The sequence below is a fragment of the Cohnella cellulosilytica genome (assembly GCF_042431195.1).
GTDB lineage: Bacteria > Bacillota > Bacilli > Paenibacillales > Paenibacillaceae > Cohnella > Cohnella cellulosilytica.
In genome coordinates this window covers 73353-98970 of record NZ_JBHMDN010000007.1, presented here as the reverse complement: position 1 = coordinate 98970, position 25618 = coordinate 73353, and the positions used below count along the sequence as shown (strand labels likewise).

28 protein-coding genes are annotated in these 25618 nt (G+C 59.1%); 16 read left to right on the top strand and 12 right to left on the bottom strand.

The genetic code is table 11. The features are described 5' to 3' along the window. Positions 1 to 7: 7 nt before the first annotated feature. From ACFFT4_RS03535 to ACFFT4_RS03525, 3 genes are all read left to right on the top strand, one after another. On the top strand, positions 8 to 208 hold the full coding sequence (locus tag ACFFT4_RS03535) for a hypothetical protein (protein WP_378045132.1): 201 nt from the start codon (positions 8 to 10) through the stop codon (positions 206 to 208). 78 nt (positions 209 to 286) lie between these two features. Then, a complete protein-coding gene (locus ACFFT4_RS03530; protein ID WP_378045130.1) occupies positions 287 to 868 on the top strand; it encodes a sigma-70 family RNA polymerase sigma factor in 582 nt (193 codons plus the stop codon). Further along, the gene (locus ACFFT4_RS03525) at positions 858 to 1844 is read left to right on the top strand and encodes a hypothetical protein (RefSeq protein WP_378045128.1); all 987 of its coding nucleotides are present in this window, start codon (positions 858 to 860) and stop codon (positions 1842 to 1844) included. The genes ACFFT4_RS03530 and ACFFT4_RS03525 overlap by 11 nt, the downstream gene beginning before the upstream one ends. A gap of 185 nt (positions 1845 to 2029) precedes the next feature. Here ACFFT4_RS03525 and ACFFT4_RS03520 read toward each other — a convergent pair whose 3' ends face one another. The 3 genes from ACFFT4_RS03520 to ACFFT4_RS03510 form a co-directional block, all read right to left on the bottom strand. After that, entirely contained in the window at positions 2030 to 2407 is a 378-nt protein-coding gene (locus tag ACFFT4_RS03520; RefSeq protein WP_378045126.1) for a VOC family protein, read from the bottom strand. A 120-nt stretch (positions 2408 to 2527) separates the two neighbouring features. Next, positions 2528 to 3331 (bottom strand): AraC family transcriptional regulator, encoded by an 804-nt coding sequence (locus ACFFT4_RS03515; protein WP_378045124.1) that lies wholly within the window; start codon positions 3329 to 3331, stop codon positions 2528 to 2530. Positions 3332 to 3422: 91 nt separating this feature from the next. Further along, positions 3423 to 4601, bottom strand: a complete 1179-nt coding sequence (locus ACFFT4_RS03510) for a ParB/RepB/Spo0J family partition protein (RefSeq protein WP_378045122.1) — start codon at positions 4599 to 4601, stop codon at positions 3423 to 3425. A 188-nt stretch (positions 4602 to 4789) separates the two neighbouring features. Between ACFFT4_RS03510 and map the strand changes: the two genes are divergently transcribed. From map to ACFFT4_RS03470, 8 genes are all read left to right on the top strand, one after another. Further along, positions 4790 to 5536 (top strand): type I methionyl aminopeptidase, encoded by a 747-nt coding sequence (gene map / locus ACFFT4_RS03505; protein ID WP_378045120.1) that lies wholly within the window; start codon positions 4790 to 4792, stop codon positions 5534 to 5536. A 33-nt stretch (positions 5537 to 5569) separates the two neighbouring features. Further along, on the top strand, positions 5570 to 6202 hold the full coding sequence (gene rnhA / locus ACFFT4_RS03500; RefSeq protein ID WP_378045118.1) for a ribonuclease H: 633 nt from the start codon (positions 5570 to 5572) through the stop codon (positions 6200 to 6202). A 283-nt stretch (positions 6203 to 6485) separates the two neighbouring features. Continuing rightward, a complete protein-coding gene (locus ACFFT4_RS03495; RefSeq protein WP_378045116.1) occupies positions 6486 to 7589 on the top strand; it encodes an ABC transporter substrate-binding protein in 1104 nt (367 codons plus the stop codon). Between the two features lie 72 nt (positions 7590 to 7661). Next, the gene (locus tag ACFFT4_RS03490) at positions 7662 to 8594 is read left to right on the top strand and encodes an ABC transporter permease (protein ID WP_378045114.1); all 933 of its coding nucleotides are present in this window, start codon (positions 7662 to 7664) and stop codon (positions 8592 to 8594) included. Next, complete coding sequence (locus ACFFT4_RS03485) at positions 8591 to 9391, top strand: ABC transporter permease (RefSeq protein WP_378045112.1); 801 nt, start codon at positions 8591 to 8593, stop codon at positions 9389 to 9391. Before ACFFT4_RS03490 ends, ACFFT4_RS03485 begins: the two co-directional genes overlap by 4 nt. Continuing rightward, positions 9388 to 10437 (top strand): ABC transporter ATP-binding protein, encoded by a 1050-nt coding sequence (locus tag ACFFT4_RS03480; RefSeq protein ID WP_378045110.1) that lies wholly within the window; start codon positions 9388 to 9390, stop codon positions 10435 to 10437. Before ACFFT4_RS03485 ends, ACFFT4_RS03480 begins: the two co-directional genes overlap by 4 nt. Positions 10438 to 10439: 2 nt before the next feature. Continuing rightward, the gene (locus ACFFT4_RS03475) at positions 10440 to 11234 is read left to right on the top strand and encodes a DeoR/GlpR family DNA-binding transcription regulator (RefSeq protein ID WP_378045108.1); all 795 of its coding nucleotides are present in this window, start codon (positions 10440 to 10442) and stop codon (positions 11232 to 11234) included. Positions 11235 to 11239: 5 nt separating this feature from the next. Continuing rightward, complete coding sequence (locus ACFFT4_RS03470; protein WP_378045106.1) at positions 11240 to 12256, top strand: PHP domain-containing protein; 1017 nt, start codon at positions 11240 to 11242, stop codon at positions 12254 to 12256. 226 nt (positions 12257 to 12482) lie between these two features. Here ACFFT4_RS03470 and ACFFT4_RS03465 read toward each other — a convergent pair whose 3' ends face one another. Together ACFFT4_RS03465 and ACFFT4_RS03460 are read right to left on the bottom strand one after the other, a co-directional pair. Next, a complete protein-coding gene (locus ACFFT4_RS03465) occupies positions 12483 to 12695 on the bottom strand; it encodes a sporulation protein Cse60 (protein WP_378045105.1) in 213 nt (70 codons plus the stop codon). A 132-nt stretch (positions 12696 to 12827) separates the two neighbouring features. Continuing rightward, entirely contained in the window at positions 12828 to 13790 is a 963-nt protein-coding gene (locus tag ACFFT4_RS03460) for a DNA-methyltransferase (RefSeq protein WP_378045103.1), read from the bottom strand. Positions 13791 to 13957: 167 nt separating this feature from the next. Here ACFFT4_RS03460 and ACFFT4_RS03455 point away from each other — a divergent pair, with 167 nt between their 5' ends. Further along, entirely contained in the window at positions 13958 to 15022 is a 1065-nt protein-coding gene (locus tag ACFFT4_RS03455) for a stalk domain-containing protein (protein ID WP_378045101.1), read from the top strand. 71 nt (positions 15023 to 15093) lie between these two features. Further along, positions 15094 to 15744: a GntR family transcriptional regulator gene (locus ACFFT4_RS03450; protein WP_378045099.1), complete on the top strand. Its 651-nt coding sequence runs from the start codon at positions 15094 to 15096 to the stop codon at positions 15742 to 15744. A gap of 128 nt (positions 15745 to 15872) precedes the next feature. Here ACFFT4_RS03450 and ACFFT4_RS03445 read toward each other — a convergent pair whose 3' ends face one another. From ACFFT4_RS03445 to ACFFT4_RS03425, 5 genes are all read right to left on the bottom strand, one after another. After that, positions 15873 to 16856: a FecCD family ABC transporter permease gene (locus ACFFT4_RS03445; protein ID WP_378045097.1), complete on the bottom strand. Its 984-nt coding sequence runs from the start codon at positions 16854 to 16856 to the stop codon at positions 15873 to 15875. Further along, the gene (locus tag ACFFT4_RS03440) at positions 16853 to 17878 is read right to left on the bottom strand and encodes a FecCD family ABC transporter permease (protein ID WP_378045095.1); all 1026 of its coding nucleotides are present in this window, start codon (positions 17876 to 17878) and stop codon (positions 16853 to 16855) included. The genes ACFFT4_RS03445 and ACFFT4_RS03440 overlap by 4 nt, the downstream gene beginning before the upstream one ends. 3 nt (positions 17879 to 17881) lie before the next feature. Beyond that, positions 17882 to 18901: an ABC transporter substrate-binding protein gene (locus ACFFT4_RS03435; protein ID WP_378045094.1), complete on the bottom strand. Its 1020-nt coding sequence runs from the start codon at positions 18899 to 18901 to the stop codon at positions 17882 to 17884. 92 nt (positions 18902 to 18993) lie between these two features. Next, on the bottom strand, positions 18994 to 19806 hold the full coding sequence (locus ACFFT4_RS03430) for an AraC family transcriptional regulator (protein WP_378045093.1): 813 nt from the start codon (positions 19804 to 19806) through the stop codon (positions 18994 to 18996). A 132-nt stretch (positions 19807 to 19938) separates the two neighbouring features. Beyond that, positions 19939 to 20511, bottom strand: a complete 573-nt coding sequence (locus ACFFT4_RS03425; protein WP_378045529.1) for a peptidylprolyl isomerase — start codon at positions 20509 to 20511, stop codon at positions 19939 to 19941. A 259-nt stretch (positions 20512 to 20770) separates the two neighbouring features. Here ACFFT4_RS03425 and ACFFT4_RS03420 point away from each other — a divergent pair, with 259 nt between their 5' ends. Genes ACFFT4_RS03420 through ACFFT4_RS03410 form a run of 3 tightly spaced genes read left to right on the top strand, consistent with a single transcriptional unit; the run spans position 20771 to position 24618 of the window. Next, positions 20771 to 22525, top strand: coding sequence for an ABC transporter ATP-binding protein (locus ACFFT4_RS03420; RefSeq protein WP_378045091.1), 1755 nt, complete (start codon positions 20771 to 20773; stop codon positions 22523 to 22525). Further along, positions 22506 to 24347: an ABC transporter ATP-binding protein gene (locus ACFFT4_RS03415; RefSeq protein ID WP_378045090.1), complete on the top strand. Its 1842-nt coding sequence runs from the start codon at positions 22506 to 22508 to the stop codon at positions 24345 to 24347. Before ACFFT4_RS03420 ends, ACFFT4_RS03415 begins: the two co-directional genes overlap by 20 nt. Before the next feature lie 19 nt (positions 24348 to 24366). Further along, a complete protein-coding gene (locus ACFFT4_RS03410; protein WP_378045088.1) occupies positions 24367 to 24618 on the top strand; it encodes a DUF6953 family protein in 252 nt (83 codons plus the stop codon). Between the two features lie 2 nt (positions 24619 to 24620). On the opposite strand, the gene ACFFT4_RS03405 is transcribed toward ACFFT4_RS03410, so the two are convergent. Both ACFFT4_RS03405 and ACFFT4_RS03400 read right to left on the bottom strand, forming a co-directional pair. Next, positions 24621 to 25136, bottom strand: a complete 516-nt coding sequence (locus tag ACFFT4_RS03405; protein WP_378045086.1) for a L,D-transpeptidase — start codon at positions 25134 to 25136, stop codon at positions 24621 to 24623. 231 nt (positions 25137 to 25367) lie between these two features. Next, entirely contained in the window at positions 25368 to 25583 is a 216-nt protein-coding gene (locus ACFFT4_RS03400) for a hypothetical protein (protein WP_378045084.1), read from the bottom strand. Positions 25584 to 25618: the final 35 nt, after the last annotated feature.

Sequence of the window (25618 nt, the reverse complement as noted above, 5' to 3'; positions counted from 1 at the left end):
GGCTTCGATGGAACTGAACAATTGCGACAGGTGCGGCAGGCTGCAGGTGCAGAAGCCGGATACGCTCTGCAAGGAATGCCAGCAGGTTTATATCGCGGAGTCGCACCTTGTCAAGGAATACGTCAAGAACAACCCCGGCGCCACGCTCATGGACGTCGCGCGGCATACGGGGCTTCCTTTAAAGTGGATCAAGGAGATGTTGAAGTAAGCTTGGGTGTGACCGCAGCTTCGAACCTTTTTTACCGATCGGGCCAATATAGGGCGAGACCCACTTAGGAGGCGCCTTATGCAGGATCACGAATTCCAACCATGGCTCGAACGGATGATCCAGGGAGATGCCGACGCTTTTCGCCGCATCTACGAGCTGACCAAGGACGACGTCTACCGCTTGCTCGTCTTTCTGTTGAACAACCGGGAGGACGCGGGCGACGTCATGAGCGAGGTGTATCTCAACCTGCACCGGTCGCTGCCCGGCTATCGGCCGGAACAGCCGTTTCGCAAATGGCTGAACGGAATTGCGGCACGACAGGCGAGCAGCTGGAAGCGCAAGCTGTGGCGCGGGACGCGGCTGTTCGAACGGGTGAGCGCGGCAGCCGTCTCTTCGCCGGCCGGCCGTCTGGCGGAGGAGCAGGCGATCGCCAACGAATCGAGCTCGGAGCTGCTGGCTCTGGTCAACCGACTGCCCTACAAGCTTAGGGAGGTCGTCGTGCTCCGGCACTATCGCGAATACTCGCTGGAAGAGATCGCGGCGGCGCTCGACATCCCGGTCGGTACGGTCAAGTCAAGGCACCATTCGGCGATCGGCAAACTGCGCCGGTGGATCGGTCAAGACACGTTCCTAGAGGAGGCTGCGTACCATGCGGATTGAGCAAAACCTGACGGCCGCTTATCGACAGGCGGCAGAGAGCATCACCGTCCCGCTCCCGGCGGACCGGAGCACGAGAGCCAAGATCGACCGTCTGCTCGAAGCGAAGCCGAGAAGAAGCTCCAGGCTGCGCCGAAGATCGGTGCAGTGGACGATTGCCGGATCGCTTGCCCTGCTGATCATGGGATTTACCGCGCAATACTTCGTGCGGATCGGGGACGACCGCTTCAGCCTGGAAGTATCCATGAACGAGCAGCTCCGCTTCGACGCGCGCACCGCAAGCCTCGTCCGCGACCAATTGCAGACGGTAAGGAGTCAATTGGCGGTCGGCGAGAAGGCGCTTGTTTATTCTCCTGAGATCGAATCGCTGCTTCCGGACCATCGAAGCAAGGGGATATTTTACGCGGAGTACGTAAGCAACCCCTATCTGTTCACGGATTATGAAGAATGGAAAGGAAGATTGGCCGGGCTTGCGCTTCCGGACGACGGGAAAAACGGGCTCGACTTCGTCTCCGGCAAGGATGAGCCGGCGTACGGAGGAAGCGTCTTCGAGTCGGAGACGGCCAGACGGCTGCAAGCCGAGGTGACGGAGCAGGGCAAAGCGGTCGCCTGGGAAAAAATCGAACGGGAGAAGGAGCGGTTTCCCGCTTATACGACCTCTTACCGGGATGCGGGAGGCCATGAGCTGATCTTCTCCGCCCAGGTGTTCGAGGAGAAAGCGAAGCTTGTCGGCCTGACCCAGGCGCAGCAGGAGAAAATCCGGTTGAGCGACGGGCGGGAAGCGCTGTATGCGGTGAACGACAAATATTTGTACACCGATACGAATTTCTTTACGAGCTTAAGCTGGATCGACACGCAGGAGGGGGCTTCCGTTCTTTACACGGTCGGCAGTTCCTCGGACGCGGTCACGAAGGAGCAGCTTCTCTCCATCGCGGAATCCGCAATTTCTCAGGAAATCAAAGAAAAACCGGCCGCCTAGAGCCAGTCGGCCCGGGCTGTCAAGATTGAACTGCGCCTCCATTGTTGGACTACGGTCTAACCTTGGGGGTGCAGTTTTTCTTTAGCGATCTAGCAGGATAAGCTTCAGCCTACCGCTCAAAAAGCGAAATTCAGGGCACCCGCTTGGATGGCCTGAATGGAGTGAACCTTATGTCGATGTCCCCGCTAAGCAAAAAGACTGATCAGGTTGCCATCGGGGTCTTGCACAATCGCGTAGCGCTGCCCCCAGACAGCGTCCCAAGGCTCGCGATACCCGCTGTACCCATTCCCCGTTATTTTTTGGAACAACTCGTCCACCGCTTCGCGGCTGTCGCACAGAAAGGCCAGCTCAATACGATGACCTGCGGGCTCATCCCAACCGCCATAGATGTCTTTAACGGTTTCTTGCGTGTCGAAGGCCAGTCGGAAACCGGTTTGCGCAACCTCAACGTGCATGTCGTCATCGGCACTCTTCGGTATTTCCAGTCCAAGTACGCGATAGAAGTCTAAAGCATTTTGCATGTCTTTCACAACAATGCCGATCATATCGAATTTAATTCCCATGACTCTCAGCTCCTAAATTTGAGGTTTGGCTTGCACGCCGTGAAAACAAGAAGTACATGAATACCATAATCTGATTCTTCGGTTCCAAAATAGTAAAAAACGGACTTCTTAGTCCGTTTTCTACAGTTGTTTTGGCAGAATGCCGTAATATCGTTTGAAGTTTTTAATGAGATGCGATTGATCGTAGTAGCCGTGTTTCATCGCAATGTCCGTAAAGCTGGAGGAAGTGCCGCTATAAAGCTCCTGCAGCACGCTTTGAAATCGAACGATGCCCAGCATTTCCTTCGGACTTAAACCCAGTTCCCGATCGAAGGTTCTCCTTAGATGCCGTTCGCTGAAACTCAGCTTTTCCGCCAGATCGGATGCTGAAATACTCCCCTTGCAGGCATACATGTACTGCATACTCGTGCGCAACAAAGAAGGGGATGGAGCGTCTTTGCCAGACAATAATCGGGTCAGTTGACGTTCAACGATTTCAATAATCTCTGAGGCCGCATCGGCCGTTAAGATCTCCTCAACCATGAACAGCCCTGCAGTCCCCCATATATCCTCGAGATAAACATGTTGTCCGTTAAATGCAGAGACAGGGAACTGCAAGATGGACTGCGCCGATTCCGAATAAAAGCGGATGCCGAACAAAGACTGGATTTGGGAAAGACTCAAGATTTCGAATTGAGTCATCAATCCTTCGATAAAAGCGGCCTTCCCACAGGAAGGGGCCCGACGGTTAACGATAATATCCACGCAGCCATCGGGGATGATCCGATGCAGTTGTTTCCCGCCGTCTGCACGAAAGTCCACCGTCCAATAACAGGCGACATGCGATGCTAAGTTTTCACAGGGAGCATATTCCCGGTATCTGTAACCAGGACGCTGCAGTTGCTGCTGCAATTGAGGGGGTTGAATCGGGCGATAATCGCTCATCGTCTCCTGAGCCCTCCTTCCTGTCCAATCCGGTTCTCCTTGTTATGGCCTGCACCGTCACTGCAAAACTTCTCCGGCATCAAGCCGCCGCTTATGCCTGCCTGTTCCTGACGGTCAGATTGTCCTTCACGGAGCGCCATTCCGCCAGATGCTTCTCCAAATCCGCGATCAGCGTGTCCACGTCCCGCGCGAACTGCTGCAGCTCGACGCCTTCCAGCTCGGGCAGGTCGGACGGGGACAGAGGGCTCGGAGCGGGCAAGGTAGCCAAAAGCAGGTTCAGCATATCCTCAACGAAGCTGCCGGACGACAGCTCCTCCTCTTCCGGCTCCGGTTCCGTCTCCGCCAGACCGGCGAGTCCGGATATGGCGAGCTGGACGGCTTCCGGGCTCGCTTTGGCTCTCGGCTTCGGCGGCTCGGCGCCCCGGGCGGGGGGTTCGCCCGAAGCGTCCGTTGCGGCGGCGGGCTCGTCCATTCCGTTGGACGGCACCGCGCTTCCCGCTGCCGTCGTATCCGGAGCGAGGTAAGGCTCCTCCTTGGGCAGCGCGCTCTTGGCCCGTTCCTTCCGGTTGTGCTCGTAGGTCGACCAGGTTTCGAGAAGCTGGTAACCCGTCTTGAACAGCAGCTTGCCCTTCGTCGCGTCGGAGATTTCCTTGTCCTTGAACAGGCGGGCAATCCGCTTCACGTCGGTGACGGCCATCTCGTCCTCGGCCATGATCAGCGCCAGAGAGTCGCGGTATTCCATCGGCAGATCCTTCAGCGGCATCAATTGGTCTTCCGTCAATCGGCCTTTCTTGATCTCGGTTCCGGCGGAGATCAACTGGCGGACGGACGGGCTGAATTTCAGCAGGTCCAGCTTGTTCTTGATATAGTTTTCCGGCTTGCCGAGCTTGCTGGACAAATATTTGATCGAGCTGCTGAATTTCGGGTCGGTCAGCAGCTTGTTGAACGCTTCGGCCTCCTCGATCGGAGAGAAGCCTTGCCGGGTCAAATTTTCCGCGATTTGCTCCAGGTAGATTTCCATCTCGTCCGTCGCTTCGGACACGATGCACGGAATCGTCGCCAGGTTCAGCGCGGTGCACGCTTTGTAACGGCGGTTGCCGTAAATGATTTTGTAGCGTCCGTCCCCGGTTTTGCGGACCTTGATGGGCGACAGCAGCCCGAGCTCTCCGATGCTGTTCATCAGCTCCTGCAGCGCTTCGTCGTCGAACTGGTAACGCGGCTGATCTTTATCTTCGTCTATTAAATGCGTAGGAATCGGGATAATGTCCATGTGGGTCTCCTGTCTATGGATTTCGATTAAGGACGAGCCAGTGGGAACAACTGTATTATATAATAGGATAATGCCAGAAGTCTTGTTGTTTTGAATCGGTTCGTAAAGTTGAGCGGGAGACGCAAAAGAGGTAAGGTTAGAGGAAGAGAAGCGAGCGAAGAATCGCGAACGGAAAGAAGGAACGGCTTATGACGGTGCAAACTCCGCACGATATCGAGCAGCTGATGAAGATCGGCAAAATCGTGGCGCTTACGATAGAGGAAATGAAAAAGCGGGCCAAACCCGGAATGACGACGAGAGAGCTCGATTTCATCGGCAGAGACATGCTGGCTTCGCACGGGGCCTCGTCCGCTCCGATGAAGGACGTTCAGTTCCCGGGGTATACGTGCATCAGTGTGAACGAAGAGGTCGCTCACGGCATTCCGGGCGAACGGACGATTCAAGCGGGCGATCTGGTGAACGTCGACGTATCCGCGGAGCTGGGCGGCTATTACGCCGACGCCGGCCAGTCTTTCCAGGTCGCTCCCGTCGCCTCCGAGGTGGAGCGTCTGTGCCGGCATACGTACGAGACGATGATGAAGGTGATCTCCGGTCTGAAGGCCGGGGTGAAGCTGAATTATATCGGAAAAACGATGCAGGAGGAAGCGAAGAAGGGCGGCTACCGTATCATCGAAAATTTGTGCAGCCACGGCGTAGGCCAGAGCCTTCACGAGGAGCCCTTCGAGATTTTGCCTTATTTCGAGTCTCGCGACCGGAGAGTCCTGAAGGCCGGCCAGGTCATTACCATCGAGCCGTTCGTCTCGACGGGGGCGTCCTACGTCGACCAGCAGGCGGACGGATGGACGCTTAAGGTTCCCGACAACAGCCGCGTCGCGCAGTTCGAGCATACGATTATTATTACGAACGGCAATCCGATCATTACTACCGTATGTTAGGAGCGTTTGCCGGAACGGGAGAGTAAACGATAGATGACGAAGACGAAGCATTATGTCGTGTGGGCCGGGCGCCAGCCCGGGGTATATGCGAGCTGGGCGGAATGCCAGAAGCAGATCAACGGGTTCGACGAGGCCAAATACAAATCGTACGAGTCGAAGGCGACCGCGGAGCAGGCTTATCGCGAAGGCTGGAAGAAGCATTGGGGCAGCGGGAAAAAGGCCGCGTCCGCCAAGGCCGGCGTCGACGCGCTCCCGGCGGAAGTCGATTACGACAGCATCTCCGTCGACGTGGGCACAAGAGGCAATCCGGGTCCGGTGGAATACAAAGGCGTGGACACGAAGACGGGCGAGGTGCTGTTCGCGGTAGGTCCGATCGCCAAGGGAACGAACAATCTCGGAGAGTTCCTCGCGATCGTGCATGCGCTGGCGTATTTGAAGAAAATCGGCAGCGGCAAAACGGTCTACAGCGACTCGATGAACGCGCTGAAGTGGGTCAGGCAGAAGGAAGTCTCCACGACGCTCCCGAGGGATGAGTCGACGCGGGAAATTTGGGACCTGGTGGACCGCGCGGTCCGCTGGCTGAAGACGAACAGCTATTCCAATAAAGTGCTCAAATGGCAGACGAAGCAGTGGGGCGAGATCAAAGCCGATTACGGAAGAAAATAAAAGTATCATGACACCAGTCGGGCGGATTTGTAAAAATTGCGCCGATGCAGCGGATGATGAACGGCATTGCAGATAACGTATGCACGCGGGCAGCGCTCCCTCCGGGGGGCGCTATTTTGCATGTTCCGGTTACGCGCCGAAGCGGGAGGGAAAGCCGACGGTTTTTACAAACCCGATTATCGCGCTTAATCTCTCGGAAATAGACCGGCTCTATAGTGGGATTAGGCAAAGACAACAAGAATACGGAGACACCCCACAAAATGCCACATAGGAGGAAATGGGAATGTTGAGAAACGGACTGAGGAGCAAATCGTTCGGCGGACTTGTTCTGGTGCTGCTCGTTGGGCTGCTGGCGGCTTGCGGAGGCGCGAAAAACGACGGCGGCGCATCCGGCGCTTCGGAGCTGACGCTCGCCGAGATCGAGACGAAGGCGAAGGAAGAAGGCGCGGTCGTAAGCGTCGGCATGCCGGATTCGTGGGCGAACTGGAAGGATACCTGGGCGGACATGCAGACGGAGTACGGGCTGTCCCATTCGGACACGGACATGTCCAGCGCCGAGGAGATCGCCAAGTTCGAAGCGGAGAAAAACAAGCCGACGGCGGATATCGGGGACGTGGGCATCGCGTTCGGACCGGTCGCCGTGGACAAGGGCGTAACGCAGCCTTACAAAACGTCCTATTGGGACGAGATTCCCGATTGGGCGAAGGATAGCGACGGGCACTGGCTGATCGGCTACCAGGGCACGATTGCGTTCCTGACGAACAAGAAGCTGGTGGCGAATCCGCCCAAAAGCTGGGAGGATCTCAAGAACGGCAGCTATAAAATCGTAACGGGCGACGTCACGAAAGCGGCCCAGGCGCAGATGGCCGTGCTCGCCGCGGCGATGGCGTTCGGCGGCGACGAATCGAACCTCGAGCCGGGGCTTGCGTACTTCGAGGACTTGGCGAAGAACGGCAGACTCTCCAACGTCGACGCTACGCTGGCGAACATCGAGAAGGGCGAAGTCGAAGTGACGCTGCTGTGGGACTTTAACGCTCTTAACTACAGCGACCAGCTCGGCAAGGAGCAATACGAAGTCTCCATTCCGCAGGAAGGCAGCGTCGTGAGCGGTTACGCAACGATCATCAACAAATACGCGCCGCATCCGAACGCGGCCAAGCTGACGAGGGAATATATTTTGAGCGACGCCGGACAGATCAATCTGGCCAAGGGGTACGCCCGCCCGATTCGCGACAGCGTCAGTCTTCCGGACGACGTGGCGGCCAAGCTGCTGCCGAAGGAAGAATATGCGAACGCGAAGCCGGTCGGCGATTACAAGGTATGGGAAGAGACGGCCAAGAGCATTCCGGAGCAGTGGCAGGACCGCGTTCTCGTTCATCTCAGCTGAGCGGGCGGCAGAATATCGGAGCGCCTTCGCCCGCTTGGCGGGGGCGCCCTTTCCCTCTAGGAGAGTGGAAGCGTGAAGCAGAACAAACGCTGGATGGTACTCGGGCTGGCTCCGTTCGTCTTCATGGTGCTGGCGTTCCAATTGACGCCGATTGTGACGATGCTGACGGGGAGCGTCAGCAAGCCGGGCGGACAGGGGTTTACCTTCGCTTATTACGATAAAATTTTTCGCAGCGCCTTTTATTTGCAAGCCATCAAGAACAGCCTGCTGATCTCGGTATACTCCAGCGCGATCGGCCTGCTCGTCGGGCTCGTCTGCGCTTATTCGATCACCCGGTTCGCGCCGCGGATTCGCGACAGGCTGCTGATGCTGTCCAATATGACTTCGAACTTCGCCGGCGTGCCGCTTGCCTTCGCCTATATCATTTTGCTCGGCAACAACGGGGTGTTCACGCTGCTGTTCAAGCAATTGGGCTGGGATGTATTCGCCGATTTTAACCTATACAGCTGGAGCGGACTCGTGCTCGTCTACGTGTATTTTCAAGTGCCGCTGGCACTGCTGCTGCTCTATCCGTCCTTCTACGGCATTCGGGATCAGTGGAAGGACGCGGCGGCGCTGCTCGGGGCCAGTCCGTGGCAATTCTGGAGAACCGTCGGACTGCCGATGCTGACGCCCGCGATCGGCGGGACGCTCGGGATTCTGTTCGCCAATGCGATGGGAGCCTACGCGACGGCTTACGCTCTCGTCGGCGGCAATTACAATCTGCTGGCGATCCGCATCGGCTCGCTCGTGTCCGGAGACGTCGCGAACCAGCCGGAGACGGGCAGCGCGCTTGCGGTGCTGCTGGCGCTGTCCACTTTGCTCGCGGTTTATTTGAACCATAGAATGTCCAAGCGCGCGGAACGGTTTACGGCTTCGTACGCTGCCGAGCCGAGCAAGAAGAGAAACCCGGACTCGCGCAAGCGAGCGCGGTTTGCGGCGAAAGAGGAGGCGGGAGCAGGATGAAATCGAGGGCGGGATGGACGCACAGATCGCTCATGCTTCTGCTGATGATCTATCTGCTGCTGCCGCTGGTCGGAACTTTCATGTACGGCTTCGCCAAGCAGTGGCAGACAACGGTGCTGCCCGAGAGCTGGACGCTCGAATGGGTAAGGGAAATGTTCGAGGATGCGCGGTTTCTCGAAGCGCTGTGGACCTCGTTCTATCTATGCGCCGTCAGCGTGGCGCTCAGCCTGGCGGTGATGCTGCCCGCCGTCTTCGTCATTACGGTGTATTTGCCGAGATGGGAGACGTTTATGAAAGGAGTCGTCGTGCTGCCGTATGCCGTCCCCGGCGTCGTGGCCGCGGTCGGCCTGATCCGGACGTACTCCTCCGGGCCGATCGACATTACCGGCACGGCTTACATTTTGATCGGGGCGTATTTCATCGTTATCCTGCCGTATATGTATCAAGGCATTCGCAACAGCCTGCTTACGGTATCCGCCGCGGAGCTGATCAGCGCCGCCGAGATGCTCGGGGCATCCCGGATGCGGGCGTTCGCGACGGTGGTGCTGCCCAACATCTGGCCGGGCGTGATGATTTCGACGCTGCTCGGCTTCTCCGTGCTGTTCGGCGAATTCGTGTTGACGAACATGCTGGTCGGAGGCCATATCCGGACGATCCAGGTGTATTTGTACCAACGGATGAACGAGAGCGGGCATCTGGCCAGCGCGATCGCGATCACTTATTTTCTGTTCATTCTGGCGCTGTCCGCGGCGCTGATGAAGCTGGGACAAAAATTCAACGGGGAGGCGGGCAGATGAACGCATCGTACCTGGAGCTGCAGGGAATCCGCAAAACGTTCGGGGGGTCGACGGTGCTGGACAACGTAGACCTCTCGATCCAGGAAGGGGAATTCGTCACGCTGCTCGGTCCGTCGGGCTGCGGCAAGAGCACGCTGCTTCGCTGCATCGCCGGTCTGACCGAACCGGACGGCGGACGCATGCTGCTTGGGAGAAAAGATATCGCCGGCCTGCCCCCGCGCAGCCGCGAGGTGGGCATGGTGTTCCAGTCTTACGCTCTGTTTCCGAACCTGACGGTATACGGAAATATCGAATACGGACTGAAAATGCGCGGAGCGGATAAGGCCGAACGGCATGCAAGGTGCGAGGAACTGCTGGCGCTCGTGGACTTGCAGGAGAAGCGGGACGCTTATCCGGCGCGGCTGTCCGGCGGCCAGCAGCAGCGGGTCGCGCTCGCCAGGTCGCTGGCGGTGCGGCCGAAGGTGCTGCTGCTCGACGAGCCGCTTAGCGCGCTCGATGCCAAGATCCGCAAAAGCCTGCGGACGGAAATCCGCGAGATTCAGAGGAAGCTTAACATGACGACGATCTTCGTCACCCACGATCAGGAAGAAGCGCTCACGATGTCCGATCGCATCTGCATTATGAACAACGGGCATATCGTCCAGGAAGGCACGCCCGAGACGTTGTACTCGCGGCCGCGCACCGAATTCGTCGCCCGATTCATGGGCAGCTACAACGTCCTCACCTGTAACGAAGCCGTCCGTCTGTTCGGCGACGGGATCGGCCGGGCGGAGAGCTATGCGCTGCGGCCAGAATCGGTGAGACTGCTTACGGGCCACGGGGAGCGGGATTTCTTCGGAAGCGACAGCGCCCGCGTCGCGGAGGGAACGATCGATTCGATTACCGTGCTGGGCAATGTCGTTCGTTATTTCGTATCGGCGAACGGGGTGCGGCTCACGGTCGACAGACTGAACGACGGGAGCGCGTTGCGCATGGAGACGGGCGGCGGCGTCCGCTTGGCGCTCGATCCGTCGCAACTGCTGCAGCTGGAGAAAGAAGGGGCTTGACGATGTCGGTATCGTCTGAACAACGCAAACGGATTATGCTCGAGCTTCTTAAATCGGAGGGGCAGGTCAAAGTCTCGGATATCTCGAGGCGCTGCTCCGTATCGGAGGAAACGGTTCGCCGCGACCTGCTGCTGCTGGAAAGGGAAGGGGACGCGAAAAGAGTGTACGGCGGAGCGGTCTCGGCCAGACCGGCCAACTACGAGCCGCCGTACCTGCACCGTCAGCAGGTGAAGGCGGAGGAGAAGGCGAGGATCGGCAGGAAAGCCGCCGAGCTTATCTCTTCCGGGGATACGATCGTCATCGATGTCGGCACGACGGCGCTCGAGCTGGCGAAGGCGATCGCCGGCAAGGAGCGGATTACGCTGCTGACCAATTCGATCGCCGTCGCTTACCATCTGATGGAGTCGTTGAACGAGGGCCGGTTCTCCGGGCAGATCATCGTGATCGGCGGCCGGCTGAACCCGGAGCAGCAGTCGCTGACCGGAGCGCCGGGAGAACGCGAGATGGCGCAGTATCGCGTCGACAAGGCGTTCATTTCCATCGGGGGAATCTCGCTTAAGCGGGGGATCAGCGATTACGATCTCGACGAAACGATGCTGTCCCGGCGAATGATCGAGGCGGCCGGCCAGACGATCGTGCTCGCCGACGATTCCAAATTCGGCAAGGAGGCCTTCGTCGAGATCGCGCCCCTGCGCCGGATCGACGCGATCGTCAGCAACGCCGCTCCGCCCAGAGAATGGCTTCCGGCGCTGAAGCGGCATCGGATTCAATGGCTCGAAGCGAAAGGAGAGGAATGAAGCGGATGAAGGTAGACATGCATTTTCACCTGGAGGAAGGCCCTTATTCCCTGCGCTGGCTCTCTCGCACCTTGCAGGCGCTGGCCGCCTCCGGCTCGGCTTCGGATCGGGCGATTGCCCATTCCCGCGCTTGGGCGGAGGACCTGTCGGAGCAATTGGAGAAACGGATGTGGGACGGATGCTTCAGCGAGGAATGGCTCGACCGCTACTTGGATGAGGGAAGAGCGCGGGGGATCGGCTTGTTCGGCGTCGTCGACCATCTGTACCGCTTTCGGGAATGCCGTCCGTATTACGAGAAACATATGCTGCTGGACGACAGTCCGATCGGCTGTCTGCAGCAAGAATGGCTGAACCAGGTCTGCGTCGCGTCCCTGGAGGAATTCGTGACGTTCGTGACCGATGCGAAGCGGTCGCGTCCGGACCTGCGGCTCGGAGTGGAAGCGGATTTCTTCGAGGGGGGAGAGGCCGAGCTCGGCCGGATATTGGGAGCTTGCGAATGGGATTACGTCATCGGCTCGGTCCATTTTCTGGACGGATGGGGCTTCGACAACCCCGACACCCGCTCGACCTTCGAGCGGATGGACCCGCTGAAGACGTATGCGCGCTATTACGATCTTCTCGGCCAGGCGTGCCGGTCGGGGCTGTTCGATCTGATCGCCCACCCCGACAACCTGAAAGCGTTCGGCTTCCGCCCCGCGGACGAGAAGGAGCTGCTGCCCCTGTATCGCCGCGCCGCGGAAGAGCTGGTACTGGCCGGCGCGGCCACGGAGATCAATACTGGTCTCGCCTACCGCTACCCGGTCGCCGAGCCTTGTCCGAGCCCGCTGTTTCTGTCCGTGCTCGCCGAGCATAACGTTCCGATCACGCTGTCGTCGGATGCCCATTATCCCGACGACATCGGCCGCTTGCTGGACGAGGCGAGCGCGGCGGCGCTTAAGGCCGGCTATCGGGAATGGACCGTGTTCGAAGGACGCAAGGCGCGCACGGTTCCGATCGCGGAATCGTCGAAGTCACGGATTTAAACGAATCTTTAGCGCCGGGCTATTCTTCCGATGGAGCGGATCGCGGAGACGCAAAAACAAATCCCCCTCGGGCATGACCGCGGCGCCGCCACGGTTCGCTCAAGGGGGATTTGCTGCAGGAAGCGGAATCGCGCTGCAGTCGCCGGAAGCCACGCACGGGGTTTCGCCGCATCGCGCGGCGCCCGGTCCCGGGCGACAGGCGTTCGCGGCTTGCCGGTCCGTGGTGTTACTGCTTTCCGGAAGAGGACGGCTCGGCATCCGTTCTGTAGACGACCAGAATCGCGCTTCTCTGCTCGCTGACGTTGTTCAAATTCGGCTTGCTGATCGAGCTGTAGCAAATATTGATGACCTGCTCGTCCTTAAGCTCGGCCAGAAACTCGTTCACTCTTTTCTCGGCCAAGGAGCTGTCGCTATCCAGAAATTCTTTGACTCTGATCACGGGAACTCCCCTTCCATCGTTTCGCCCTGGAGACGAGCGCTTCGTCGGCGGATGCGCTCCGCCCGTATGGCTCCAACCATAGCATTGGCGGTATCCGGTGTCAATCGAAGCTTTTTTCCCTTCCGGGCCGCGTTAAGTCCGGCGCGTCCGTCCGCTCTCGCGGAACGTATTCCGCTCCCAGAAGACGCCGTCCGAATAGCCCTGGATCGCCGGCTCGTCATCGGCCATCCGCAGCCGCTTCTCCGTCAGGCAGCAGAAGGTTTCGTCGATCTCGACCGTGACGAACCGGCGGTTCAGCTTCTTGGCGACGACGGCCGTCGTCCCCGCTCCGCCGAAGGGGTCGAACACGACGTCCCGCTCGTCCGAGCTGGCGAGAATGATTTTGGCCAGCAGCTTCTCCGGCTTCTGCGTCGGATGGTCCGTGTTCTCGGGCATCGACCAGAAGGGCACCGTCAAGTCGGTCCACAGGTTGGACGGATGCGTCAAGCGGTATTTTCCGTCCGCATCGTCGTTCCAATCCTTCGGCGCGCCCTGGACGGTCCGGTACGGCGCGATAACCCTGCGCTTCAGCTTGACGCGGTCGACGTAAAACTTGTAATCGGCCGATTTCGTGCAGTGCCAAATATCCTCCGAGGCGTTCTTCCAATTGGCGAGCGCGCCCCGGCCTTTTTCCCGTTCCCACGTAATTCTGTTAATGACGTTCAAATAGCCGGAAGCGACCTCGAAGATGGAATGGCTCGAGCGCCAATCCCCGCATATGTAGACCGTTGCGTCGGGCTTCAGAATGCGCATGAGCTTCGAGAACCAGCCGTCCAGCCAATCGGAGTATTCCCGGTAATTCATGCGGTTAAAGGTTTTCCCGTTAAAAGTTTTCGTCAGATTGTACGGAGGGTCGACGAACAGCAAATCCACGAACGCGTCCGGCAAATAATCGATCGCTTCGAACAAGTCCTGGCAGATCGTACGGTCCAGCAGCTGTTCCGCCGTCGCCGGCGCGGCCAGCGAGAGCAGCCGGGAGCGGTACTCCGTTCTCTCCGTCTCGCTCAGCGCGATCGTTCTGTTACGCGTCGCCCGTTCTTTTCCGCCGTTGGACAAGGAGCAGCACCGCCTTCACCGCTTGGTAATCATTGACTCCCCTATCATATAAGAATCGGGAACGGATTATCAACAACGACCGCTTATTTTCGGGAAAGACCGAACCCTTTCGACATGAATTACGTCTATATCATTAGGAAAGCCTTTTAACAGAGAGGAAGATTACAATGAATTCAACGGTTGGCAAAGGAAAAACGAAAACGGCATTGGTTCTGGCTTTCGCGGCGACGCTCGCGTCCGCTCCCCTCGTCTCGTCCGTAAATACGGCAAGCGCGGCTGCGAGCGGGTACAAGATTATCGAGCAGTCGATCGAAGTGAACGGCAAGACCGTCGCTCTGCCGGCCATCAATACGGACAGCACGACCTATGTCGCGATTCGAAGCCTCAACAACGAGATCGGCTTGAACACGCGTTGGGATAAAGCGAGCAACACCGTCACCGTCACCGGACGCGACCGGGAATTGGTGCTGAATCTGGGCGATGGCAGCGCAACGTTGAACGATCAGCGGATTTACGGCCTGCCGTCCATTCTTCAGAGCAATACGACGTACGTGCCGTTCCGCTTCCTGCTTGAGCGGATGGGCTACGGCGTCTCTTACGACCCGGCGACCAAGGCGATCGGAGTCCAGGCCATCCAGGAGAACGCGCTGAAGATTGCGACGGAGACGATCCGGGAGGAAGGGACGCGTCGCTCCATCTCCGTGAATTATCCGCTCATCTCGGGCATGGCGAACGAAGACGTGCAGAAGAAAATCAACGATACGCTAAAGACGGACGCCGAGCTGAACACCGAGCTCGCCCGCCAGTCGCTTGAAGTCGCGCTTGATGATGAGGTCGGGACGTACGACGTTTCCTTCGACGGGACCTATACGATCACGTATAACGAGCAGGACAAGCTGAGCCTGTACGTGAATTATTATATTTACACAGGCGGGGCCCATGGGTCGACCGCGCGCGTCACGTACACGTTCGACCTGAAGACGGGCAAGCAGCTGACCCTCGCCGACGCCGCCGGGGGCAACGAGAAGTACGTATCGATTATCAACGATCACATTCAGAGCCAGCTCAAGGCGCGCGGCATCGGCTTGCTTAATCCGTTCAAGACGATCGAGCCGGACCGCGACTTCTTCCTGAAGCATAACGGCATAGTCGTCTTCTTCACCGAATACGAATATACGCCGTACGCGGCGGGGATGCCCGAGTTCGAAGTTCCGTTTTCCGCGTTCGAATAACCGGAAGTTAATCGTGCGATAACATTCGCGGGTATAATGAATAGGATAACCTTTCATAAAGGAGAAGGCGCATGTCCGGTTCACCGCTAGTAGCGATCGCCTACGAGAAAATACGTCACAATCTGTTGAATGCGGATTACGCTCCGGGCATCCTGTTGTCCGAGAGCGAGCTGGCCGCGCAGTTGAATATGAGCCGAACGCCGGTGCGGGACGCCATTCGGATGCTGGAGAAGGAAGGGTACGTGCAGACGCTGTCCAAGCGCGGAATCCGCGTGAACGCCATCGAGGTGCAGGAGCTGTTCGATATTTTCGACCTGTTGAACGCCCTGTATCTCTACGCGCTGGACGTGGTCGAGAACTATCACGACGAGATCGACCTGGCCAAAATGCAAATCTGTCTGGACAGGCTGATCGAGGCCAGCGACAGAAAGCGTTATCGGGAGTATTACGAGAACGGGCTGCTGTTCATGAGGACGCTGCTGGAGGCGACCCATAACCGGCACATTCTGCAAACCTTCGACGCTTACAGGGACAAAGTTTTGTTTTTCGTCGTCGCTCATCGTTCCTACAAGAGACCTAACCGTCCGTACACCGGAAGAGCGGTCTATTCGGAGATGTACAAGTGTTTGTCCGCAGGGGATGTCCGCGGGGCGAGGACGACGCTTCGAAACTCCAAGTGGCATGTGCGGGACGAGCTGCTTCGAGGCAGCGTGGAGTGTTAACGGAGAAACAAACGGGGCGATGCCCGCCGCGAAGACTTATCGTCTTCATGGCGGGCATCGTCTTTTCGGGTTGAAAGGAAAGTCTGCCGGGACCGGGAGAGGTGCGGAACGGCTTCCCGGGCAAGGAGTCAGCCGTTCCTTCGCAGCCGCTGCCGGCGCAGCAAATAGACGAAATACGGAGCGCCGAGCGCGGCGGTCATAATGCCGACGGGAACTTCCCGAGGAACGATCAGCACGCGGCCCAGAGCGTCTCCGAGCAGCATCAGATCGGCTCCGATCAGAGCGGCCAGCGGAATGAGCCACTGGTTGCGGCTGCCGACGATGCTTCGCGCGATATGCGGAGCGATCAGACCTACGAAACCGATGGAGCCGACGGCGGAGACGGAAATGCCGGCCAGCGCGACCGCCAGAAGCAGCAGCAGGAAACGCTGCTTCGCGACGTTCAGCCCGAGGGAGGAACTCAATTCGTCTCCCAATTGGAGCACGTTCAGCTTGGCGAAACTCAGCCAGGCGACGGGAAGCAGCACCGCAATCCACGGCAGCAGCGAGAGCGCGTCGGCCCAATCGCGGCTCCACAGGCTGCCGGCCAGCCAGAGCAGCGCCAGATTGATGTCGCTCGGATGCTTGACGATCAAATATTGCGTGCCTGCCTGGAACACGGCTCCGAGGGCGACGCCTATAAGCGCGAGAGAAGCCGGCGCCAGCGTCAGGCGTTTGCTGAGCAGGAGCAGCAGCCCGAAGGCGGCGAGCGCTCCCGCGAAGGCCGCTACAGGCAGCAGATAGCCCGGAGACTTGGGAAACAGGAAGAGGACCGCTGCCGCCAGCAAGCCGGCCCCTTTCGTCAGTCCGATGACGTCGGGACTGGCGAGCGGATTGCGCAGCAGGCTCTGCAGGATGACGCCTGCCGACGCAAGTCCGAAACCGGCGAGAATGCCGGTGACGACCCGGGGCAGACGCACCTCGTGAACGATAAAGAACGCCCGGTTCGGTTCGCGCAGGAGAGACGCGCCGATCTCCCCGAACGAGACGTCGACGGCGCCCGCTTTCAGCGATACGATCGCGAGCGCGACCAGGAGCAGCAGAGCGGCTGCAATCGCGACAGGTTTCCTCATCGGGATCCACCGCCTTGCCTGCGAGCCAGGTAGATGAAGAAGGGCGCCCCGATCGCCGCCGTGACGATGCCGGCCGGTGATTCGTAGGGAAAGGCGATAAAGCGGCTGACGAAGTCCGCGAACAGCAGCAGCGCGGCCCCGAGCAGCCCGGTCAGAGGAGCCACCACATAGAGACTGCGGCTTCCGGTTAACGCTCTGGCGATATGGGGGACGATCAGGCAGACGAAGCCGATCGGTCCGCACAGCGCGACGGCGGAGCCGGCCAGCGCAATCACCAGCAGCATGCCGACAGCGCGAATGAATCGCAGCCGCCCTCCCAGTCCGGCGGCCAGTTCGTCGTCCATCAGCAGCAGCCGGAAGGACGGGAGCAGCAAGGCAAACAGGAGCAGGCCGCTCGCGAAGAACGGGAGCAGGATGCGCACGTTGGTCCACCCGGCTCTGCTTAACGACCCGACCAGCCAGAAGATCATGGTTTCGGAGGAATTCTGGTTCAGGATGATCATTCCCTCCGTTAATGCCGACAGAAAGAAATGAATCGTAATGCCCGCCAGCGCGAGGCGCACATAAGCTTTTTCCCCCGATCCCGCCAACGACCATACAAGCGCCGCCCCTGCGGCCGCCCCGCAGAACGCGAATCCGATCGAAGCCGGCAAGGAAAAGTTCGCGAACGTAACCAGCCCGCATACGACGGCCAGCGCCGCTCCGGCATTAATGCCGAAGACGTGCGGCGAGGCCAGCGGGTTGCGGGTGAGCAGCTGGGTCAGAAGCCCGGCCAGCGCCAATTGCATGCCTACCAGACACGCCGTCAAGGCCCGCGGAAGCCGCAGCGTCTGCACGTATAAATGCTCCTTTTCATGCCCGCGGTAAGTCAGGGCCTCGAATAGAGTCGTCCAGGAGAGAGACACCGTCCCCCATTTCAGGCTGCAAATCATTCCGATAACCAGCAGCGAGAACGAGGCGGAAAAAAGGAAAAGCAGAAACCCGGTCCGTTTCCGCTTTCCCCCGAGCTTGGAAGAGGTCATGTTCTATTCTCCGAGCGCGTTCGCAATATCCTCGATCATTTTCTCCGAGCCGATCAAGCCGCGCGCAAGCGACCAGTCCCGCCGTTCGACCGTGAACACCCGCTCGCTTGCGACGGCGTCCAGCTTGTTCCAGAGCGGATTTTTCTTCCATTCGTCGACGATCGTCACTTCTTCCGTCGGCATCAGGAACAACGCTCCGGGATTCGTCTCCGTCAGCTGCTCGAGAGTAAGCTGAGGGTAAGAGGCCTCGTCCTTGACCGGATCCTCGAAGCCTAAGGAGGCGAGGAACGAGCCCGAGTACGAATGGTCGGAGTGGGCGAAGAAGCCGTTTGGATTGACGACGGCGGGAAGAACGGTCAAGTCCGAAGATTTGATCCTCCGCTTGGCGTCTTCGATGTAAGCCGCGTGCTGTTCGAGACGTTTCGCGCCTTCCTCTTCCCGGCCGACCGTCTTCGCGATAATGCCGTAGTTTTTCAGCATTTGCTCGTAGTCGGCTTGGAAATCGTCCAGCACAAGCAGCGGAGCGATGCTCTTCAGCTGCGGGAACGCTTCCTTGTGTTTATTCAAATCGACGATGATCAGATCGGGCTGCAGCGAGCTGATCAGCTCGATGTTCGGCTCGTAGCGCGAGCCGACCGATTGATAATTCGTCAATTGGTTTCTGACGGCATCCATGAACAGATTGGGATCGCCGTCGTCGGCGACGCCCACGGGCTGTACGCCGAGCGTGACGAGAGCGTCCGTAAAGCCGAATTCCATCGCCACGATCCGTTCCGGGGCGCGGGGAAGCTCGACCGTGCCCAGGGCATCCTCCACGCGAATCGCGGTGTCCTCCTGAGCGGCCTGCGAAGCGGAAGGCGAGGCGGACGGCGACGCGGAAGACGCTGCCGGCGAGCCGGAAGAAGCGGGAGACGATTCGTCCTTCGAGGTATTATTCTTGTCCGACTGTCCGCAGGCGGCCAGCCCCAATACGAGCAAAATGATAAAAACGGCGTTCAGAACGCGTTTGACAGAATACGGCATAACCTGATTCCTCCTGCAAATGATTATTATTCTCAACTGATTTTAGCCGCGATGCCTCTCTCAAGCCATAACTGATCTTAAGATCGGACATGTCATTTTTTTAGATTTTCGACAAAGCGCCGTTGATATTCGCGGGGCGAGCATCCAAGCGTTTGCTTGAATACGCGGCTAAAATGGAAATAATCGGAGAAACCGGCTCTCAGGGCGACTTCTTTGGCGGACAGGCGGGTCTGCTTAAACATCTGCTGGGCTTTCTCGATTCGCAGCCTGCGCAGGTATTGGGTCATCGTAGATCCGGTCCGCTGCTTGAACAGCACCGTATAATGCCCTTCGCTCATGCCGGCGCGCTCGGCGAGCATGGACAGCGTCAGCTTGTTCATATAGTGCTCGTTGATATAGGAAAGCGTCTCGTCGATCGTATTCGATGTCGACTTGTGCGTATTTTTGATCTGCGATTCGTACAGAAAAATATACAGGACCCTTTCGATCATGGCGCGCATTCTGAAGCGGTGGGGAGCGGCTTCCTCTGCGGACATGTCCCGAATGTTGGCGCAGGTGCGAACGAGTTCGTCGAGCATGTAATGGATTTTGACCTCGCTGACCGTATGAAGCGGACCGCGAAGCTCCCACGGAGTATGGGCGGGAAGCGCGCGATAGGCGATAAGCGTGTATTCGGCTTCTTTGGTCCTCGGCACCTCGATCAGGTAAGGAGCGGATGCGGGATGACAGGCAAAGCCCTGCGCGCAGACGATCGGCTCGAGCCCCGGTCCCGACAGCGTGACATGGCCGGTCCGAACGACAAGGAGCACATGGAGATCGGGCGCGAAGTCGAGCGAGAGAGAAGCGCTGTGATTATCGGCGGCCTGCACGACCGGAATCATGGACAGAAGCTGATCAAAGTTCATGGCGGAAATTCCCTTCGATATCGAATCTTCAGCAGCGGCGCAGCGGCGGGAGGCGGATAGAAAAAGGGCCGTGCCTCCACGAGAGAACGACGTCTCTTCATGGCGGCAAGGCCACCGAAAGCTGAGGGGGTCTTACTGGATGATTTCCGGTTCCGGAACAGCCGCTCCGCGGGTGTCCACGGTAACCTTCTTCATCACCTGCGGCGTCTTCGGACGATCGTTGGCGCCTCTAGGCGTGTTCACGATTTCCTGCGCCACTTCGATGCCTTCGATCACTTTGCCGAAGGCCGCGTACGCGCCGTCCAGATGCGGCGAGTCGGCAACCATGATGAAAAACTGGGAGCCCGCGCTGTTCGGGGCCTGCGAGCGAGCCATGGAGAGCACGCCGGTCGTATGCTTCAGATCGTTCTGGAATTTGTTTTGCGCAAACTCCCCTTCGATCGAATAGCCGGGGCCGCCCATGCCCGTTCCGTCCGGGTCGCCGCCCTGGATCATGAAGCCGGGAATGACGCGATGGAAGATCGTCCCGTCGTAGAAGCCTTTGCTCACGAGAGAAACAAAGTTGTTCACCGTGTTCGGCGCGATTTCCGGATACAGTTCGATTTTAATCGTCTTGCCGCTGTCCATCTCGATCGTGACGATCGGATTGTTTGATCCGCCCATTGTAGAATCCTCCTTTTGTTTGCCTCCGCATCCCGTTGCGATCAACAGAAGCGCGAATACCGCAATTAGAGATACGGATAATCGACGACTTACGGATTTCAAGCTCAAACCCCCTTGTCCACGATATCCATTCGTATCATATCATCTGCGCGGGCAGGAATCCACTGTCCTCCGGCCGCGATAAGGGTTAAAATAGAGAAGAGAGCATATGTATATGCTGACATAGAGCCGGGACGAACGAGGTCCGGCCGGTTCTTGGGACGGCGTTGGCCGTTTACGCTTGGTCGGAGGACAAACCATCATGAAATCTGTTTTTCACGTATTGGGCAAGTACCGGATTGCCGCCTTTACGGCGATTCTCCTGATGTTGGTCGAGCTTGCGGTCGAGCTGGTCCAGCCGATGCTGATCTCCAAAATCATCGACGACGGCATCGGGCCGAGCAACGCTCGGGTCGTGATCCTGTGGGGAGCGGTGCTGGTCGGAGGAACGCTGCTGGCCTTCGGCGCCGGAATTTTAAGCTCCTTTTACGCGGCGCACGTCAGCCAGAGCCTGGGCTACGATATCCGCGAGAAGCTCTACGGCAAGGTGCAAGCGTTCTCTTACGCGGCGTTTAACCGCTTCGCTCCTTCGTCGCTGATCACCCGCCTGACGAACGATGTGACGCAAGTGCAGGATACGGTGTTCATGGGTCTCAGATTCATGCTGCGGGTGCCGCTCGTCGTCGCCGGCAGCATGATCATGGCGCTGGTCGTGCACCGGGAGCTCGGGTTTCTGCTGCTGCTGACCGTGCCGATCCTCGTCCTGTTTATTTTGTGGATGGTGAAAAAAGCCGCCGTGCTGTTCGGCAGAGTCCAGCGGCGTCTCGATGCGGTGAACGGCGTTATGCAGGAAAACTTGACGGGAATACGTCTGATTCGCGTGTTCGTGCGCGGAGACCGGGAGACCGAGCGCTTCGCCCGGCACAGCGGAGAGCTGATGCAGAGCTCGACGTCGGCGCAGCGGCTGACCGAGATCACGCAGCCGTTCATCGTCCTGATCATGAACGCGGGCATTATCGCGGTGCTGTGGTTCGGGCACCTGGACATTCAGACCGGAAGCGCGACGACCGGCGAGGTGGTGGCGATCGTGAACTATTCGCTGCGGACGGCGGGCGCCCTGTCGGCCCTGTCGATGCTGGTGTCGGCGTTCTCGCGGGCCCGGGCTTCGGCCGGGCGGATCGAGGAGACGCTGCTTGCGGACGACGGCGGAACGGACGCCGCGGCGAGCGGTCCGGCTTCCCTCGGGGAGAAGGCCGAGCCGGTCGACGGAAGCGTCTCGTTCGAACGGGTGAGCTTCCGGTACCCGGAATCGGAAGCTTACGCTCTCGAGGACGTGACCTTCCGGGCCGGCGCGGGAGATACGGTGGCGATTCTCGGCGCGACCGGCGCGGGCAAGTCCTCTTTGGTGCAGCTGATTGTGCGGCTGTACGAGGAGGAGCGGGGCACGATTCGCATCGGCGGCCGCAAGGCGCGGGAATGGGACGTGCGCCGGCTGCGCGACAGAATCGGTTACGTGCCGCAGGAGGTGGTGCTGTTCACGGGCACCATTCGCGACAATATCGCCTGGGGCGCCCCGGAGGCGAGCGACGAGGAGATCGTCGCGGCGGCCCGGCGGGCGCAGATTCACGAGACGATCGCGGGATTGCCGCAGGGCTACGGCACGATGCTTGGGCAGCGCGGCGTCAACCTGTCCGGCGGCCAGAAGCAGCGCATCTCGATCGCGCGCGCGCTCGTGCGCAATCCGGCGATTCTGGTGCTGGACGACAGCACGAGCGCGCTGGACGTGCGCACGGAAGCGGCATTGCTCGGGGCGTTGGAAGGCATGGCGTGCACGACGTTCCTGATCACGCAGAAGATCAGCTCCGCCATGAACGCGGATTTGATTCTGCTGCTGGACGACGGACGCCTGATCGCCCAAGGCGGACATCGCCAGCTGCTGTCCGGCAGCGCCTTGTACCGCCGCATCTACGAATCGCAATACGGGGAGGAGGAGTCTCATGTGGAAAGCGCTAAGTGACCCTCTTCACTATCCGAGATCGCAAGCGCTGGCCGAACGGACGCCGGCGGCGCAGGAGACCCAAGCCAAGCGTCCGAAGAGAAAAGCAAAGAACTGGCAGGCAACGTTAAAACGAATATGGGGGTATTTGGCTCGCCGCAAAGGGATGCTAAGCCTCGTTCTGCTGATGGTGCTGGTCAGCTCGGGTCTTTCCCTGCTCGGCCCCTATATGATCGGCGTGGCCATCGACCGCTACCTGGAAGGGAGCGGAGGAACGCCCTGGCTGCTGTTTCTGGCGGCGCTCGCGGCGGTATATATTCTCGGCTCGGTCGCGGGATGGCTGCAGAACGTATGGATGATCTCGATCGCGCAGGAAACGGTGTACCGGATGAGGCTCGATCTGTTCCGGCATTTGCACCGGCTGCCGATTCCGTTCTTCGCCAAGCGGCAGCGCGGCGAGCTGATGAGCCGGATGACCAACGATATGGACAACGTCAGCTCCACGCTGAACAGCTCCGCGATCCAGGTTTTCTCCAGCGCGCTCATCCTCGTCGGCACCGTCATCGTGATGCTGATTTTAAGTCCGCTGCTCATGGTGCTGACCTTCCTGGTCGTGCCCTTGATGTCGGCGGGCATGAAGTGGATTACGCGTCGAACGGGCGTGCTGTTCCAGGAGCGGCAGCGCAATCTCGGAGAATTGAACGGCTATATCGAGGAGACGCTGTCGGGCCAGCGCATCGTCAAAGCCTTCTCCCAGGAGGAGACGGTCATTGGCGAATTCGGCGAACGGAACGACCGGATCAGGCTGTCCGGCTTCTGGGCGCAGACGATTTCCGGCTTCATTCCGAAGCTGATGAACGGCTTGAACAACTTGAGCTACGCCGTCATCGTCGGGGTCGGAGGCCTGCTGGCCATTCGCGGGGCGATTACGGTCGGCGTAATCGTCGTGTTCGTCGAGTATGCCAGACAGTTTACGCGTCCGCTTAACGATCTCGCCAACCAGTGGAATACACTGCTCTCCGCCATCGCCGGCGCGGAGCGCGTGTTCGAGATTCTGGACGAGGAGGACGAGACGAAGGACGAGGGCGGCGCCCGTCCGATTCGGGCGGTGCGGGGCGCCGTGTCCTTCTCCGACGTCATCTTCTCCTACGTTCCCGGCGAGCAGACGCTGAAGGGGATCAGCTTCGAGGCGAAGCCGGGCGAGACGATCGCGATTATCGGGCCGACCGGCGCGGGCAAAACCTCGCTTATCCAGCTGCTTTCGCGGTTCTACGAGGCCGATTCGGGAACGATCGCGGTTGACGGCCGCGATATTCGGACGATTGAGCGAGCGAGCCTGCGCTCCCATATGGCCTTCGTGCTGCAGGACTCGTTCCTGTTCGAAGGAACGATCCGCGAGAATATTCGTTACGGCAAACCCGAAGCGAGCGACGAGGAGGTCGTGAGGGCCGCCGAGCTGGCGAACGCGCATTCCTTCATCGCGCGTCTGCCCGGCGGCTACGACAAGGTGCTGCAAGGGGACGGCGGGGGGATCAGCCAAGGGCAGAAGCAGCTGCTCGCCATCGCCAGGGCGATTCTGGCCGACCCCGCCATTCTGGTGCTGGACGAGGCGACGAGCAGCATCGATACGGTCACGGAAATTAAAATCCAGGAAGGCCTGCAGCGGCTGATGGAGGGTCGGACGAGCTTCGTCATCGCCCACCGGCTGAATACGATTCGGCGCGCGGACCGGATTCTCGTATTGAAGGACGGCAGGCTGCTGGAGCAGGGCTCCCACGAAGAGCTGCTTGCCCGGCCCGGACTGTACAGCGAAATGGTGCGCGGCCACGTGCAATTCTCGTAAACGGGAAGGAGGGAAGACGATGGATTACTCGGCCGAAGACGTCGCGGCCTGGATGTTCGGCGAGCTTAGAAGCGCCGGCGTGCTGTACCAGGCCGCGGCGATCGAGCATATTAAAGCGCATTTCGGAGAACGGTTCGTCTACGTCAACGAGAACGGGAACGCTTCGATCGACAAGGAGGTCAAGAAGGCGTTCAAGAAGCTCCACGGCGGCAAGGCGGCGTGGGACCGGGACGCTTTCTACTGGGGCTGGACTTCGGCGATCAAGGTCTGAAGTCAGGCCAGCTTCTTGACGATCAATACGGGCGTGGCCTTCTTGACCCGATCGTACAGCCAGTGCACCTCCTTGTTATGCATGCGGATGCAGCCGGCCGATACGTATTTGCCGATCGACTTCTCGTTGTTGTTGCCGTGAATGCCGTAGGCGAAAGAGGTTTTGCCGTTAACGGTCACTTCCAGGCCGAGCCAGCGGTCTCCCAGCGGGTTTTTGGGATCTCCGCCTTTGATGTTTTCTTTGTAATAAGGGCGGTTTTTGATTTTCTCGCGAATGGTGAACAGGCCTTCCGGCGTATAGGAGGGCTTCTTCCCCGTGGCGACGGAGAACGACTTGACCAGCTTCCCTTTCTCGAAGAAATGCAATTGGTTCGTCGATTTGTCGATGAGGATAAACTGCTCGTATTCGACATATTTCTTCGCCAGTTTCACCGTTTGCGTCTGGGCGGAAGCGACGGCCGGAACGAGCAGCAGGGCGGACAGGAACAGCAGGACGCGGCACCACAAAGCGGTTTTCATGCGTATCGGCCTCCCGGGATGATCTGTCTAATCTATATATGCGACATCTCGGGAAAAATGGCTTGATTCTCGGTTTTTAAGCGCGAATAGGACAAAATGCGGGAGCATAGGGGAGCGCCGGGGAAGCGGTTTTTGACATCGACGCCGTTTCGGATCAGGACGCTGTTCCGCTGCCGTCTATCCGGGCCGTCAGCGACGTAGCCGGCTCGAAAGGGCGGCAGCGGGTTCGGCTTATCTGGTCCGCAGCTCGAACATTTCGCAAGCGGCGCGGTCGTGGTAGGCCAGATCGCCGACGCCGGTCTGGATGACGACGGTGCGGGAATCGAAGCGCACGATGACCCCGCCGGAATCGATGATATGATCGTCCTTGAACACCCGGATGCGGGCGTGTCTCTCCAAAGCTTCCTGGAAATCTTGATCGGTCACCAAGCGAATGTTAAGGGCCACGGAGACTCCTCCTTCCTCTTCCTTATCGCGAAGGG

What these genes read in the sequence shown, in the direction of transcription:
- ACFFT4_RS03470 (WP_378045106.1), top strand. Translation starts at nt 11,240, where the DNA reads ATGAAGGTAGACATGCATTTTCACCTGGAGGAAGGCCCTTATTCCCTG.
- ACFFT4_RS03530 (WP_378045130.1), top strand. Translation starts at nt 287, where the DNA reads ATGCAGGATCACGAATTCCAACCATGGCTCGAACGGATGATCCAGGGA.
- ACFFT4_RS03485 (WP_378045112.1), top strand. Translation starts at nt 8,591, where the DNA reads ATGAAATCGAGGGCGGGATGGACGCACAGATCGCTCATGCTTCTGCTG.
- ACFFT4_RS03405 (WP_378045086.1), bottom strand. Translation starts at nt 25,136, where the DNA reads ATGAAAACCGCTTTGTGGTGCCGCGTCCTGCTGTTCCTGTCCGCCCTG.
- ACFFT4_RS03440 (WP_378045095.1), bottom strand. Translation starts at nt 17,878, where the DNA reads ATGACCTCTTCCAAGCTCGGGGGAAAGCGGAAACGGACCGGGTTTCTG.
- ACFFT4_RS03450 (WP_378045099.1), top strand. Translation starts at nt 15,094, where the DNA reads ATGTCCGGTTCACCGCTAGTAGCGATCGCCTACGAGAAAATACGTCAC.
- ACFFT4_RS03435 (WP_378045094.1), bottom strand. Translation starts at nt 18,901, where the DNA reads ATGCCGTATTCTGTCAAACGCGTTCTGAACGCCGTTTTTATCATTTTG.
- ACFFT4_RS03520 (WP_378045126.1), bottom strand. Translation starts at nt 2,407, where the DNA reads ATGGGAATTAAATTCGATATGATCGGCATTGTTGTGAAAGACATGCAA.
- ACFFT4_RS03510 (WP_378045122.1), bottom strand. Translation starts at nt 4,601, where the DNA reads ATGGACATTATCCCGATTCCTACGCATTTAATAGACGAAGATAAAGAT.
- ACFFT4_RS03420 (WP_378045091.1), top strand. Translation starts at nt 20,771, where the DNA reads ATGAAATCTGTTTTTCACGTATTGGGCAAGTACCGGATTGCCGCCTTT.
- ACFFT4_RS03475 (WP_378045108.1), top strand. Translation starts at nt 10,440, where the DNA reads ATGTCGGTATCGTCTGAACAACGCAAACGGATTATGCTCGAGCTTCTT.
- ACFFT4_RS03525 (WP_378045128.1), top strand. Translation starts at nt 858, where the DNA reads ATGCGGATTGAGCAAAACCTGACGGCCGCTTATCGACAGGCGGCAGAG.
- ACFFT4_RS03535 (WP_378045132.1), top strand. Translation starts at nt 8, where the DNA reads ATGGAACTGAACAATTGCGACAGGTGCGGCAGGCTGCAGGTGCAGAAG.
- rnhA (WP_378045118.1), top strand. Translation starts at nt 5,570, where the DNA reads ATGACGAAGACGAAGCATTATGTCGTGTGGGCCGGGCGCCAGCCCGGG.
- ACFFT4_RS03495 (WP_378045116.1), top strand. Translation starts at nt 6,486, where the DNA reads ATGTTGAGAAACGGACTGAGGAGCAAATCGTTCGGCGGACTTGTTCTG.
- ACFFT4_RS03445 (WP_378045097.1), bottom strand. Translation starts at nt 16,856, where the DNA reads ATGAGGAAACCTGTCGCGATTGCAGCCGCTCTGCTGCTCCTGGTCGCG.
- ACFFT4_RS03455 (WP_378045101.1), top strand. Translation starts at nt 13,958, where the DNA reads ATGAATTCAACGGTTGGCAAAGGAAAAACGAAAACGGCATTGGTTCTG.
- ACFFT4_RS03430 (WP_378045093.1), bottom strand. Translation starts at nt 19,806, where the DNA reads ATGAACTTTGATCAGCTTCTGTCCATGATTCCGGTCGTGCAGGCCGCC.
- ACFFT4_RS03410 (WP_378045088.1), top strand. Translation starts at nt 24,367, where the DNA reads ATGGATTACTCGGCCGAAGACGTCGCGGCCTGGATGTTCGGCGAGCTT.
- ACFFT4_RS03415 (WP_378045090.1), top strand. Translation starts at nt 22,506, where the DNA reads ATGTGGAAAGCGCTAAGTGACCCTCTTCACTATCCGAGATCGCAAGCG.
- map (WP_378045120.1), top strand. Translation starts at nt 4,790, where the DNA reads ATGACGGTGCAAACTCCGCACGATATCGAGCAGCTGATGAAGATCGGC.
- ACFFT4_RS03480 (WP_378045110.1), top strand. Translation starts at nt 9,388, where the DNA reads ATGAACGCATCGTACCTGGAGCTGCAGGGAATCCGCAAAACGTTCGGG.
- ACFFT4_RS03515 (WP_378045124.1), bottom strand. Translation starts at nt 3,331, where the DNA reads ATGAGCGATTATCGCCCGATTCAACCCCCTCAATTGCAGCAGCAACTG.